The sequence below is a fragment of the Caballeronia sp. AZ7_KS35 genome (assembly GCF_023631045.1).
GTDB lineage: Bacteria > Pseudomonadota > Gammaproteobacteria > Burkholderiales > Burkholderiaceae > Caballeronia > Caballeronia zhejiangensis.
The window spans coordinates 467754-479856 of sequence record NZ_JALQDV010000001.1; the positions used below are offsets into that span (position 1 = coordinate 467754).

Consider the following 12103-nt stretch of genomic DNA (forward strand, 5'->3'; position numbering starts at 1 on the left):
CACGCGCGCCGCCCATCACGCTTCCACGGCTTCGTCTTGCCGCAGGTTGTCCACGACGCGCCCGGAGCGGTTGACCGCGCTCACGACGGCATCGGCGACCGCGAGCGCCGGATTCGCATGCACCGCGACGCCGAAGCGCGTCGGCCCGTCTCCGACACGACAGCCGACGAACGCCGCCGTGTCGCCGTTCGCCGTCACGGACGTCTCGAACCAGTTCACGCTCGCGTCCACGCCGAGCGCGGCGGCGACCGCCTGCGCGTGAGCGTCGCCGCTCGTCGCAGCCACTACGGCCGGTAATGCGACGCGCCTTTCGAATACCGTAAGCGTCGAAACGTCGATGCGCGATACCGGCCCGCCCGCATCGAAATACTCGCGCTTGAAGAGCTCGCAGATCGCTTCGCCGCTGATTTCCGCGCCGGATGCATCGGTGACTTTCTGGACGGCGTGGCTGAATTCGATCTGCACGCGGCGCGGCGGCGTGAAGCCGAGACCGCGTTCGAGCAGATACGTCGAACCGCCCTTTCCGGACTGGCTGTTCACGCGGATCACGGCGTCGTAGCTGCGGCCGAGATCGGCCGGATCGATCGGCAGATAGGGCACTTCCCACACCGTGCCCGGCACGCGCTGCGCGAAGCCCTTGCGGATCGCGTCCTGATGCGAACCCGAAAACGCGGTGAACACGAGATCGCCCGCGTACGGATGGCGTGGATGCACCGGAATCTGATTGCAGCGCTCGACGACGCGGCGCACGGCGTCGATATCGGAAAAATCGAGGCCCGGATCGACGCCTTGCGTGTAGAGATTCATCGCGAGCGTCACGAGATCGACATTGCCGGTGCGCTCGCCGTTGCCGAAGAGGCAGCCTTCGATGCGATCCGCGCCAGCGAGCAACGCCATTTCCGCCGCCGCGACGGCCGTGCCGCGATCGTTATGCGGATGCACCGACAGCACGATGCTGTCGCGAAAGCCCATGTTGCGGTCCATCCACTCGATCTGATCGGCGAAGACGTTGGGCGTTGCCGCTTCGACGGTCGCGGGCAGATTCACGATCATTTTGTGATCGGGCGTCGGACGCCACATTTGCGCGACGGCATCGCAAACTTCGCGCGCGAACGACAGCTCCGTCATGCTGAAGGTTTCGGGCGAGTACTGATAGATCCAGTGCGTGTCCGGCCGCGCCGCCGCGCATTCCTTGATGATGCGCGTGCCTTCGACCGCCAGCGCCTTCACTTCGTCCTTCGACTGGTTGAACACGATCTTGCGGAACGACGGCGCGATCGCGTTATAGAGATGCACGATCACCTTGCTCGCACCTTCCACCGCTTCGAACGTGCGCTCGATCAGTTCGCGGCGCGACTGCACGAGCACTTCGATGGTCACGTCGTCCGGAATGCGCTTTTCGTCGATCAGCTTGCGCACGAAGTCGAAATCCGTCTGCGATGCCGACGGGAAGCCCACCTCGATTTCCTTGAACCCGATTTTCACCAGCATCTCGAAGAACTCGAGCTTCGCTGCGATGCTCATCGGCTCGATGAGCGACTGGTTGCCGTCGCGCAGATCGGTGCTCATCCAGACGGGCGCTTTTTCGATCGTGCGGTTCGGCCAGCGGCGGCCATTCAGACGGACTTGCGGAAACGGACGGTATTTCTCGGCGGGGTTCGGCATCATGATCGTCGATCTCTCTTCGGACGGTTTGCGTAGCGTCTGCGAGAGAGGCCGTGTCCGGCGGCTGGCCGGGCGTGGCGGCATGCACGTAAGACCGGGCGGCGCGCGCGTTCACACGAATCACCGGCGATGGTGACGCCTGCGACCAACGTGAACGTGCGCGAAGCAGCGTGCATGTGACCCTCGCGTTTCCGTTTCGCGGGATGCGCGAACGAAAAGCTGACGACTACAGGTTGGTAAGAAAAGGTACTGCGGGAAACTTCTGGAGGACCGCGCGACTTGCGAACGCACGGCGCTACGTCTGGCGACTTACGCTAGACGTAGCGATAGGGGCCGCGCTAGGCGGCCCGAAATAATTCGGAGGGAGGAGAACTGGGTCAAGCGCATGCGTTCGACTTTAAACCAGCGTTGAATAGTGTGTCAAACGGGATTTTCCTGACCGGCGACCGGCTTGCGCACCACATTGGCGATGACTTCAACCTGGCGCGCGACCGCGGGCGGCACCGGCACATCGCCGCGCAGCACGGATTCGATCCAGCGCGCGGTGGTCGCGGCGTCGAGCGTCTCGGGCAGCTCGACACGCGGGGCGTCCGGCTGCGAATGCTCGGGCGCGATCAGCGTTTCGGCGTGGCCGTCGTGAAACCAGTCGACCTGCACCTGGCGGCGCGTGTCCGCGACGGCTTCGCCTTCCGTGCCGCGCGCGAGCAGTGCGCCGCCCGCCGCCGCGTCCGGATGCGCGGTGAAAAGCCCGGTGAGACTCTCGCGATATTCGGGATGCGTGTAGTTGACGAGCCGCAGGCCCGGGTCCGCGAACGGTTGAAGGATCTTCACGAGCGTATGTGTCGAATTGCGCACGCCCATGCGGCGTCTGAGCGCGAGCAATCGCGCGAGCTTCGGCGCGAGCACGGTGATCGGCGCGAAGGAGAGGCGGCGCGAGGCGAGGCTGTCTTCGATTTCATCGTGCGAAGTCGCGTGCGCGATGCCCAGTTCGGCGAAGATTTCGGCGCTCGTCACGCGGCCGGGATCGCCGGTGACACCGTGCACCAGGACCGGTACGCCTTCGCGCGCGAGCAGCAGCGACAGGAGCGGCACGAGATTGGGCGTCTTGCGTGCGCCGTTGTAGCTCGGGATCGAGACGGGCCGTGCGTGCTCGCGGCCATCCTGGACATGCAGCGGCTCGAACGAGCGATGCGCGGCGGAAAGCATCGCGGCAAGCTCGGCGGCGGTTTCGCCCTTGACGCGATAGGCCAGCAGCACCGCGCCCAGTTCGAGTTCGGGCACGCGATCGTCGAGCATCGCTTCGTAGAGCGCGTAAGTATCCTCGTGCGAAAGTGCGCGCGCGCCATTCGGCCCGCGGCCGATTTCCTTGATGTAGCGTGCGCAGGCGAAAGTGGGGGAAGCGGAGTCGGTCATCGGAGAGGTGCGCGATCGGGCGCTCAATTCCGTAATCTGAGCGATGCCGTTGCGCTTTTTAAGGTGCAGGAATGCTATTGAGTACCGCATTTGAGGAGCGCTGGCAAGGTTTGCCCATCGAACGTTTCGCGCGCTTTTCCGCCGATGCTTACTAAAACCACCGCGCCAGCCGCAGCTCCGAAGGCCGGTCGAAAGCTCGCAGAGCCAAGCCCGACAAGCTTCGCCACGATTTGTGCGCGCACGTTACACTCCTTGTTCTCGCCGGCCGTGAACGCCGACGCATTCGTCCGGAAATCTGCAAATCAAAACAGCATCAGGAGAGCGGGATGAGTTATGTGTTTCCTCCGGCGCCGGCAGCAGCCGTGCCCGTCGATGGTTCGAACGAGCAGTTTCCCGTGCGCCGCATCTACTGCGTCGGGCGAAACTACGAAGCCCATGCGCGCGAAATGGGCCACGATCCGGATCGCGAGCCGCCGTTCTTCTTCAGCAAGCCCGCCGATGCCGTGCTGAACGTTGCGCCGGGCTCGACGGCGCAATTCCCGTATCCGTCGCAGACGAAGAATCTGCACTTCGAGATGGAACTCGTCGCCGCGATCGGCAAGCAGGGCAAGGACATTCCCGCCGATAAGGCGCTGGACTACGTCTACGGCTACGCGCTCGGGCTCGACATGACGCGCCGTGACCTGCAAGCCGAAGCGAAGAAGCTCGGCCGTCCGTGGGACACGGCGAAGGGTTTCGACCGCTCCGCGCCGATCGGCCCGATTCATCCCGTATCGAAGGTCGGGCATCTGGAAAAGAGCGCGATCTGGCTGACGGTCAACGGCGAGGAAAAGCAGCGCTCGGACATTTCGCAACTGATCTGGTCGGTCGGCGAGACGGTCGCGTATCTGTCGACGCTCTTCGAACTCTTCCCCGGCGATCTCATCTTCACCGGCACGCCCGAAGGCGTCGGCGCGGTCGTGAAGGGGGACGTGCTGAAGGGCGGCGTCGACGGCATCGGCGAATTCTCCGTGCGCGTCGTCTGAGTCCGCGACCATGAAGCTCTACAGCTATTTCCGCAGCTCGGCGGCGTATCGCGTGCGTATCGCGCTGAATCTGAAGGGGCTCGATTACGAGTACGAGGGCGTGCATTTGCTGCGCGACGGCGGCCAGCAGTTGAAGCCCGAATATCGCGCGGTGAATCCGGACGGCATTGTGCCGGCGCTCGTCGATGGCGACGACGTTCTCACGCAGTCGCTCGCGATCATCGAGTATCTCGAGGAGACGCATCCCGAGCCGGCGCTCCTGCCGAAGAATCCGTCCGATCGCGCGTTCGTGCGTTCGGTCGCGATGCAGGTCGCGTGCGAGATTCATCCGCTCGACAATTTGCGCGTGCTCAAGTACCTGAAGCATCAGGTGAAGGTGCCGGATGACGTGAAGGACGCGTGGTATCGGCATTGGGTCGAGATGGGTTTCACGTCGCTCGAAACGCGGCTGGCCGCCGACAGGCGCGTCGGCGCGCTCACGTTCGGCGACACGCCGACCGTTGCCGATCTGTGCATCGTGCCGCAGGTGTTCAACGCGCGGCGCTTCGGCATCGACGTGAGCGCTTATCCGACGATTTCGCGCATCGCCGATCACGCCAGCACGATCGACGCCTTCGCGCGGGCCGCTCCCGCGCAGCAACCGGACGCCGAATGACGGCCGATTTCCCGAGCTTTCTGTCGGGGGCGGGACTGGGCGCGAGCCTGATCGTCGCGATCGGCGCGCAGAACGCCTTCGTGTTGCGGCAGGGTTTGAAGCGACGTCACGTAGGAATCGTCGTGTCGATCTGCGCGTTCATCGACGTGATGTTGATCGGGCTCGGCGTCGGCGGCATGGGGGCGCTCATTTCGCGTGCGCCCGTCCTGCTCGACGTGATCCGCTGGGCCGGCGCGATCTTCGTGTTCCTGTACGGCTTGCGCGCGTTCATCGCGGCGTGGCGCGGGCCGGGGCATCTGGACGCATCGGATGGCGATTCGCAGACGGCGGTGGGCGCGGCATCCACGGTGCTCGCCTTGTCGCTGCTCAATCCGCACGTTTATCTCGATACCGTCGTGCTGCTCGGCGGCATCGGCGCGCAACGCGGCTGGCCGGGCGACGCGTGGTTCGCGGCCGGCGCGATGTCTTCGTCGATCGTCTGGTTCACGGCGCTCGGCTACGGCGCGCGTCTTCTGGAACCGTGGTTCGAGAAAGACGTGTCGTGGCGCGTGCTCGATGTGATCGTCGGCTGCGTGATGTGGTGGATCGCGGCTTCCTTGCTCTTCGCGCGATAAAAAAGAGCGCCACGCGGGCGCTCGTTTCACGTTCAGCCGAGCAACGCGTCGGCGAATTCTTCGGCGCTGAACGGCTGCAAGTCCTCGACTTTCTCTCCCACGCCGATGAAATACACCGGCACCGGCCGCTGACGCGCGATGGCCGCGAGAATGCCGCCCTTCGCGGTGCCGTCGAGTTTCGTGACGACGAGGCCGGTGAGACCGAGCGCGTCGTCGAACGCCTTGACCTGCGTGAGCGCGTTCTGACCCGTGTTCGCGTCGATGACGAGCAGCACTTCGTGCGGCGCATCGGGCATTGCCTTCGCGATCACGCGGCGCACCTTGCGCAGCTCTTCCATCAGATGCAATTGCGTCGGCAGACGTCCGGCGGTGTCGGCCATCATCACGTCGATCTTGCGTGCGCGCGCCGCGCCGACCGCGTCGTAGATCACGGCGGCGGCGTCGCCGCTTTCCTGCGCGATCACCGTCACGTTGTTGCGCTCGCCCCAGACCGTCAGCTGTTCGCGCGCGGCGGCGCGGAACGTGTCGCCGGCGGCGAGCATCACCGACTGATTGAAGCGCTGCAAATGCTTCGCCAGCTTGCCGATGCTCGTCGTCTTGCCGACGCCGTTCACGCCCGCGATCATGATGACGAGCGGTTGCGCGCGTCCGAGCATCAGCGATTTCTCGAGCGGGCGCAGCAGATCGACGAGCAGTTCGCGCAGCGCCTTCTTGACCTGCGAGGCGTCCGTCAGGCGTTCCGCGCGCACCTTCTCGCGCAGTGATTCGAGCAGGAATTCCGTTGCATCGACGCCGGCGTCGGACATGAGCAGCGCGGTTTCGAGCTCTTCGTAGAGATCCTCGTCGATCTTCGCGCTGACGAAAATCCCCGTCAGATTGGAGCTCGTCTTCGAAAGACCGTGCCGCAGACGCGAGATCCACGATTTTTTCGCGGCCGCATCGAGCGTCGGCGGCGGCACGACTTCCTCGCTCGCCTGATCCGTCTCTGGGCCGCGCGCCCATTGCGATTGCGTGCGCCCTTGCCAGTATTCCTTCGATTCCTCCGAGGGCGGTGCGGCGGGCGGCGTGGGCGCAGCGGGAGCGACGGGTTCCGCGGGCGCCGGTTCCTCCGGCTGCACTTCCTCCGACGGCGTTTCGGCGGAAAGCGCCTGACGTTCCAGCTCGGCGTCGGAGATTTCTTCGTCTTCGGCCGCCTCGACGGATTCGTCCTGAGGCGCGTCGAGCGGCGCATCAGCCGGCTTTTTGAATTTCTTGAAGAAGCTGAACATGGATGTGTGACGATGATGCGCGCGTGATCCGATGGCCCTGTGCGCGCTTTCGAGTCGTTTTTGCGCGAGGCCCGCGCGATGGGATGGAAGCGGCATATTTTATCAGGCGCTGCCGTGCGCGCCCGTGCGGCTCCCGTCATGGCGTGCGTGTGGTAACGTTGGCTTTCATTGCTCGCGCCATCCGATCTCAAGCAAAAACACGCCCGGCGCGCCCGATTCCCACCTTCCTTTTATGCCTCGCTCGTCCGCTACCCGCTCCGCTCTGACCAGCCACACGCCATCGCGCGGCGGCAAACCGCACACGATCCGCATCATCGGCGGAGACTGGAAGCGCACGCCGCTGCCCGTGCTCGATCTCGATGGCCTTCGGCCCACGCCGGATCGCGTGCGTGAGACCCTCTTCAACTGGCTCGGCCAGGATCTCTCCGGACAACGTTGTCTCGACATGTTCGCCGGTAGCGGCGCGCTCGGTTTCGAAGCCGCGTCGCGCGGCGCGGCGCGCGTGCTGATGATCGAACGAAGCGCGAAGGCGGCCGCTCAGATCCGCGCGAATCAGGCCAAGCTCGGCGCGCGCAACATCGAGATCGCGGAGGCCGATGCGCTGCGGCTCGTCGCGAGCCTCGCGCCCGGTTCGTTCGACGTGATCTTTCTCGATCCGCCTTTCGGCGATCACGCGTTGCTATTGCGCGCGCTCGAACTGACGGCGCCGCTCGCTTCGCCCGATGGCGCGATTTACGTCGAATGCGGCGATGCGCTGGACATGTCCGGCATCGATGCGCTCGCCGGCTGGAGCGTCGTGCGCGAGGGCAAGGCGGGCGCCGTCCGCTATCATTTGCTGCGCCGCGAAAATGAGGAATAATGCGCGTTTCCGATTTCGACGCAGCCGATTTCGCGGGAAACGAGGCAGAGCTGGTCGTCGCAGCCACGCGGCCCAGTGTAAATAGAAGAGGAGAAGCTCATGGTTGTCGCCGTGTATCCGGGTACGTTCGACCCGCTCACCCGCGGGCATGAAGACATCGTGCGGCGCGCATCGAGCATTTTCGATCAGCTCGTCGTGGGCGTCGCGGACAGCCGCGCGAAGAAGCCGTTTTTCTCGCTGCAGGAACGGCTCGATATCGCGCACGAGGTCCTCGGGCATTATCCGAACGTGCAGGTGAGCAGTTTCACCGGGCTATTGAAGGATTTCGTGCGTAAGAACAACGCGCGCGTGATCGTGCGCGGATTGCGCGCCGTCTCCGATTTCGAGTATGAATTCCAGATGGCCGGGATGAACCGCTATCTGCTGCCCGATGTCGAGACGATGTTCATGACGCCCTCCGATCAATATCAGTTCATCTCCGGCACCATCGTGCGCGAGATCGCGCAGCTTGGCGGCGACGTGAGCAAGTTCGTGTTCCCGTCGGTGGAAAAGCGGTTGATGGACAAGGTCGGCGAGCAGACGCAGAAAGATCCGGCGGCGCCTTGAGACGCCGGGCCCGCGCACTTATCTGCGAAGGTGCGCGGGTTTATGTCGGAAGCCATCCGGCAAGAAGAGAGTGAAGCATGTCCCTGATCATTACCGACGAGTGCATCAACTGCGACGTTTGCGAGCCCGAGTGCCCGAACGACGCAATTTCGATGGGTCCCGAGATTTACGTCATCGACCCGAACAAATGCACGGAATGCGTCGGCCATTTCGACGAGCCGCAGTGCCAGCAAGTGTGCCCGGTGGAATGCATTCCGCGCGATCCGGCGCACGCCGAATCGCCCGAACAGTTGATGGCCAAGTACCACGCGCTGATGGCCGCGAAGGGCAATTCCTAAGCGACGATCTCCGTCAATGCAGCGACGAGCGCATCGCATTCGGCCGGCGTGCCGATGGAAATGCGCAGATGCTGATCGATGCGCGGCAGTTTGAAGTGGCGCACGAAAATTTCCTTCGACTTTAGCGCCGCGGCGAGCGTCGCGGCATCGTGCGCGGGATGTTTCGCGAAGACGAAGTTGGCTGCGGACGGAACGACATCGAATCCAAGCGTCTGTAGCTGCGCGCTCAACTTCTCGCGGCTCGCGATCACCTTCGTGCAACCTTCCTCGAACCACGCCTGATCTTCGTACGACGCCATTGCCGCGACTTGCGCGAGGCGGTCGAGCGGATACGAATTGAAGCTGTCCTTCACGCGCGTGAGCGCCTCGATGAGCGCCGGATCGCCGAACGCAAAGCCGACGCGCATACCCGCCAGCGAACGCGCTTTCGACGTCGTCTGCACGACGAGCAGGTTCGGATAGGCGTCGATCAGATTCACGGCCGATTCCGCGCCGAAGTCCACATACGCTTCATCGATGATGACGGGTGCATCCGGATTCGCCTTCAGCAGCACTTCGATTTCCGACAGCGGCAGGGCGCGGCCCGTCGGCGCATTCGGATTCGGCAGCAGCACGCCGCCGCATGGCGCGCGGTAATCGTCGACATCGATGGCGAAATCGGCGTTCAGCGGCACGGTCTCGTATTCGACGCCGTAAAGCTGCGCGTACACGGGATAAAAGCTGTAGGTTATGTCGGGAAAGCGGATCGGCTTGTCGTGCTTGAGCAGCGCCTGGAACGCGTGCGCGAGCACTTCGTCCGAACCGTTGCCCGCGAAAACCTGCTCGATGCGCAATCCGTGATGGTTCGCGACGGCCTCGCGCAATGCACGCGCGGTCGGATCCGGATATTTGCGCAGCGACGCGCCGTCCGCGCCGAGCTCGTGGCGGATTGCATCGACGACGCGCGGCGACGGCGGATACGGATTCTCGTTGGTGTTCAGCTTGACGGGATGCGCCAGCGCGGGCTGCTCGCCCGGCACATACGGCGTCAGACGATGGACGATATCGCTCCAGAAACGGCTCACTGTCGGCTCCAAATCAAGAATTGCGGTGCAGGTTCATCATCGCACGCTCGGTTTCGCCTGCGACGACGAACGGCATCACGGCGAGCGCGCGCTCGATCGACTGATCGATCACGTCCTGTTCCTCGCGGCGCGGCGGCTTGAGGACGAAGTTCGCGACATCGGGTTTCGCGCCCGCGCGCGCGCCTTCGGGAATCAGATCACGCGGATGCCCGATCCCGATGCGCAGCCGCCAGTACTGCTGCGACGAAAGATGCGCGGAGATGTCCTTCAGGCCGTTGTGGCCGCCGCTGCCGCCGCCGAGCTTCATCTTGACGGTGCCGGGCGGAAGATCGAGTTCGTCGTGCGCGACTAGAATTTCGTCGGGGAGAATCTTGAAGAACTGCGCGAGCGCAACGACCGATTGCCCTGAGCGATTCATGAACGTCTGCGGTTCGAGCAGATGCACTTCGTGGCCGTGCAGACGTCCCTTGCCGTAGAAACCGTGGAAACGGCGCTCTTCGCGCAACGTGGCGCCGGCGTCGCGTGCGAACTGGTCGACGAACCAGAAGCCCGCGTTATGCCGCGTCGCCGTGTATTCGGCGCCCGGATTGCCCAGGCCGACGATCAGCTTGATCATGTCGAGTCTTGTAGAACGAAAAAAAACCCGCCGGGGCTTGCGCGCCGGCGGGTCACGTCGACCGTTCTTGCGAACGGATCGAGAGGATAGCGATATTCCGCGTGCTTACTCGGCTGCCGGCTTGTCGCCTTCAGCTTCGCCAGTCCCTTCCGACACGACGGCAGCCGGAATGGTCGCCGAAGCCACCACCGGATTTTCCGCCTCGACGGAGATCGTCAGGCTCACGCCCTTCGGCAGCGGGATGTCCTTCGCGTGCATCGTCTGGCCGGCTTCGATCTTCGCCAGATCGATTTCCAGGAACTCAGGCAGGTCTGCCGGCAGGCATTCCACTTCCAGTTCTGTCACGACGTGCGAGATCACCGCGCCCGACAGCTTCACGGCCGGGTTGGTTTCCTGGTTCATGAAATGCAGCGGCACCTTGGTGTGCAGCTTCTTCTTCGCGTCGACGCGCTGGAAGTCCACGTGCAGCACGAGCTGCTTGAACGGGTGGTATTGCACGTCGCGCAGCAGAACTTGTTGCGACTTGCCGGCCACTTCCAGGTCGAGAATCGACGAGTGGAAAACTTCTTTCTTCAGGGCGTGCCACAGGGCGTTGTGGTCGAGTTCGACCAGTTGAACGTCCGTTTCACCGCCGTACACGATACCCGGGGTCTTGCCCGAGTTACGCAGGCGGCGGCTCGCACCCGTACCTTGCTTGCTACGCTCGAAAGCGACGACTTTCATATTCGACTCCTATATCTGCCCGCGACCAGGCAGGGAAACCGGGATCATCGAAAACGTGTGATCCCACAACAAGCGACGCGAACCTTCGTCCGTTCGCGCCGATCATGCAAAAACGCGAAGCCTCTGCTTCGCGTTCCTTGCTCGATTCTGATTAACCTTCGGCGAAGAGCGACATCACCGAGTCGCCGCGCCGGATTCGGGAGAACGTCTCCGCGAGCAAACCCGCGCTCGACAGCGGACGGATCTTCGCGCACGCGAGCGATTCGGCCGAAAGGGGAATCGTGTCCGTGACGACGAGTTCGTCGAGCTCCGACGCCGTGATGCGCGCCGCCGCGCCGCCCGACAGAACGGGGTGCGTCGCGTATGCGAAAACCTGTTTCGCGCCACGATCCTTCAATACTTGCGCGGCCTTGCACAGCGTGCCGGCGGTGTCGACCATGTCGTCCATGATGACGCAGGTGCGGCCTTCCACTTCACCGATGATGTTCATCACTTCAGCGACATTCGCCTTCGGACGGCGCTTGTCGATGATCGCGAGGTCCGTGTTCAACTGCTTGGCGAGCGCACGCGCGCGCACCACGCCGCCGACGTCCGGCGACACGACCAGCAGATGGTCATGGTTCTGCTTGCGCAGATCGCCGAGAAGAACGGGTGTTGCGTAGATGTTGTCGACGGGGATGTCGAAGAAGCCTTGAATCTGGTCGGCGTGAAGGTCCATGGTGATCACGCGATCGACGCCGGCAATTTCCAGCATGTTCGCGACGACCTTCGCCGAGATGGCCACTCGCGCGGAACGCGGACGGCGGTCCTGGCGCGCATAGCCGAAGTAGGGGATGGCTGCGGTGATCCGGCCTGCGGATGCGCGCTTGAGCGCATCGACCATGATCATCAGTTCCATCAGGTTGTCGTTCGTGGGAGCGCAGGTGGACTGCAGAACGAATACGTCTTTGCCCCGAACGTTTTCCTGAATCTCGACCATGATCTCGCCGTCTGAGAAGCGGCTGACCATCGCTTTGCCGAGAGGAATACCAAGGATTTTGACGACTTCCTGTGCAAGCGCGGGATTAGCGTTGCCAGTAAAAACCATCAGGCCGTCACTGCTCATCGTGCACCTGTCTGCGGCTGGAGGCGAGAGGAAAAACGCGAGAAAAGGAATGGCAGGGGAGGAAGGACTCGAACCCTCGCATGCCGGAATCAAAATCCGGTGCCTTGACCAACTTGGCGACTCCCCTACACAACTCTGAGTCTCGCCGGGAA

The 12103-nt window shown here is 63.5% G+C and carries 13 protein-coding genes and 1 tRNA gene; 6 read left to right on the top strand and 8 right to left on the bottom strand.

The genetic code is table 11. The features are described 5' to 3' along the window. Window positions 1-15 precede the first annotated feature (15 nt). On the bottom strand, window positions 16-1668 hold the full coding sequence (gene leuA / locus NCT05_RS02285; protein ID WP_008351725.1) for a 2-isopropylmalate synthase: 1653 nt from the start codon (window positions 1666-1668) through the stop codon (window positions 16-18). Between the two features lie 417 nt (window positions 1669-2085). Next, window positions 2086-3078: a DNA-binding protein YbiB gene (ybiB, locus tag NCT05_RS02290; protein WP_250501689.1), complete on the bottom strand. Its 993-nt coding sequence runs from the start codon at window positions 3076-3078 to the stop codon at window positions 2086-2088. A 326-nt stretch (window positions 3079-3404) separates the two neighbouring features. Here ybiB and NCT05_RS02295 point away from each other — a divergent pair, with 326 nt between their 5' ends. The 3 genes from NCT05_RS02295 to NCT05_RS02305 are packed head-to-tail and all read left to right on the top strand — an operon-like array spanning window position 3405 to window position 5372. Next, entirely contained in the window at window positions 3405-4103 is a 699-nt protein-coding gene (locus tag NCT05_RS02295; RefSeq protein WP_250501690.1) for a fumarylacetoacetate hydrolase family protein, read from the top strand. A 10-nt stretch (window positions 4104-4113) separates the two neighbouring features. After that, the gene (maiA, locus tag NCT05_RS02300; protein ID WP_008351718.1) at window positions 4114-4758 is read left to right on the top strand and encodes a maleylacetoacetate isomerase; all 645 of its coding nucleotides are present in this window, start codon (window positions 4114-4116) and stop codon (window positions 4756-4758) included. Then, window positions 4755-5372: a LysE/ArgO family amino acid transporter gene (locus NCT05_RS02305; protein ID WP_008351716.1), complete on the top strand. Its 618-nt coding sequence runs from the start codon at window positions 4755-4757 to the stop codon at window positions 5370-5372. Before maiA ends, NCT05_RS02305 begins: the two co-directional genes overlap by 4 nt. A 32-nt stretch (window positions 5373-5404) precedes the next feature. Here the strand turns inward: NCT05_RS02305 and ftsY are convergent, their stop codons facing one another. After that, on the bottom strand, window positions 5405-6640 hold the full coding sequence (gene ftsY, locus NCT05_RS02310) for a signal recognition particle-docking protein FtsY (protein WP_034470527.1): 1236 nt from the start codon (window positions 6638-6640) through the stop codon (window positions 5405-5407). 232 nt (window positions 6641-6872) lie between these two features. On the opposite strand from ftsY, the gene rsmD reads away from it, so the two are divergent. The 3 genes from rsmD to NCT05_RS02325 all read left to right on the top strand — a co-directional run bounded on the left by rsmD (window position 6873) and on the right by NCT05_RS02325 (window position 8443). Further along, a complete protein-coding gene (gene rsmD / locus NCT05_RS02315; RefSeq protein ID WP_034470529.1) occupies window positions 6873-7499 on the top strand; it encodes a 16S rRNA (guanine(966)-N(2))-methyltransferase RsmD in 627 nt (208 codons plus the stop codon). A gap of 99 nt (window positions 7500-7598) precedes the next feature. After that, window positions 7599-8105 carry a pantetheine-phosphate adenylyltransferase gene (gene coaD / locus NCT05_RS02320; RefSeq protein ID WP_008351711.1) on the top strand — a complete coding sequence of 169 codons (507 nt, stop codon included), beginning with the start codon at window positions 7599-7601 and terminating at the stop codon, window positions 8103-8105. A gap of 77 nt (window positions 8106-8182) precedes the next feature. After that, window positions 8183-8443, top strand: a complete 261-nt coding sequence (locus tag NCT05_RS02325; protein WP_008351708.1) for a YfhL family 4Fe-4S dicluster ferredoxin — start codon at window positions 8183-8185, stop codon at window positions 8441-8443. On the opposite strand, the gene hisC is transcribed toward NCT05_RS02325, so the two are convergent. The 5 genes from hisC to NCT05_RS02350 all read right to left on the bottom strand — a co-directional run bounded on the left by hisC (window position 8440) and on the right by NCT05_RS02350 (window position 12078). Further along, complete coding sequence (gene hisC, locus NCT05_RS02330; protein ID WP_250501691.1) at window positions 8440-9507, bottom strand: histidinol-phosphate transaminase; 1068 nt, start codon at window positions 9505-9507, stop codon at window positions 8440-8442. The two genes, NCT05_RS02325 and hisC, sit on opposite strands and share 4 nt — an antisense overlap. Before the next feature lie 13 nt (window positions 9508-9520). Next, a complete protein-coding gene (gene pth / locus NCT05_RS02335; protein WP_008351704.1) occupies window positions 9521-10123 on the bottom strand; it encodes an aminoacyl-tRNA hydrolase in 603 nt (200 codons plus the stop codon). Between the two features lie 105 nt (window positions 10124-10228). Beyond that, window positions 10229-10846 (bottom strand): 50S ribosomal protein L25/general stress protein Ctc, encoded by a 618-nt coding sequence (locus tag NCT05_RS02340; protein WP_034470532.1) that lies wholly within the window; start codon window positions 10844-10846, stop codon window positions 10229-10231. Window positions 10847-10997: 151 nt separating this feature from the next. Next, window positions 10998-11951, bottom strand: coding sequence for a ribose-phosphate pyrophosphokinase (locus NCT05_RS02345; protein ID WP_008351701.1), 954 nt, complete (start codon window positions 11949-11951; stop codon window positions 10998-11000). Between the two features lie 50 nt (window positions 11952-12001). After that, a tRNA-Gln gene (locus tag NCT05_RS02350) sits at window positions 12002-12078 on the bottom strand. Between the last annotated feature and the right edge of the window lie 25 nt (window positions 12079-12103).

Bases quoted from the DNA above. Each gene is read 5' to 3' on its own strand.
- leuA (WP_008351725.1), bottom strand. From the start codon at position 1,668: ATGATGCCGAACCCCGCCGAGAAATACCGTCCGTTTCCGCAAGTCCGT.
- ybiB (WP_250501689.1), bottom strand. From the start codon at position 3,078: ATGACCGACTCCGCTTCCCCCACTTTCGCCTGCGCACGCTACATCAAG.
- NCT05_RS02295 (WP_250501690.1), top strand. From the start codon at position 3,405: ATGAGTTATGTGTTTCCTCCGGCGCCGGCAGCAGCCGTGCCCGTCGAT.
- maiA (WP_008351718.1), top strand. From the start codon at position 4,114: ATGAAGCTCTACAGCTATTTCCGCAGCTCGGCGGCGTATCGCGTGCGT.
- NCT05_RS02305 (WP_008351716.1), top strand. From the start codon at position 4,755: ATGACGGCCGATTTCCCGAGCTTTCTGTCGGGGGCGGGACTGGGCGCG.
- ftsY (WP_034470527.1), bottom strand. From the start codon at position 6,640: ATGTTCAGCTTCTTCAAGAAATTCAAAAAGCCGGCTGATGCGCCGCTC.
- rsmD (WP_034470529.1), top strand. From the start codon at position 6,873: ATGCCTCGCTCGTCCGCTACCCGCTCCGCTCTGACCAGCCACACGCCA.
- coaD (WP_008351711.1), top strand. From the start codon at position 7,599: ATGGTTGTCGCCGTGTATCCGGGTACGTTCGACCCGCTCACCCGCGGG.
- NCT05_RS02325 (WP_008351708.1), top strand. From the start codon at position 8,183: ATGTCCCTGATCATTACCGACGAGTGCATCAACTGCGACGTTTGCGAG.
- pth (WP_008351704.1), bottom strand. From the start codon at position 10,123: ATGATCAAGCTGATCGTCGGCCTGGGCAATCCGGGCGCCGAATACACG.
- NCT05_RS02340 (WP_034470532.1), bottom strand. From the start codon at position 10,846: ATGAAAGTCGTCGCTTTCGAGCGTAGCAAGCAAGGTACGGGTGCGAGC.
- NCT05_RS02345 (WP_008351701.1), bottom strand. From the start codon at position 11,951: ATGAGCAGTGACGGCCTGATGGTTTTTACTGGCAACGCTAATCCCGCG.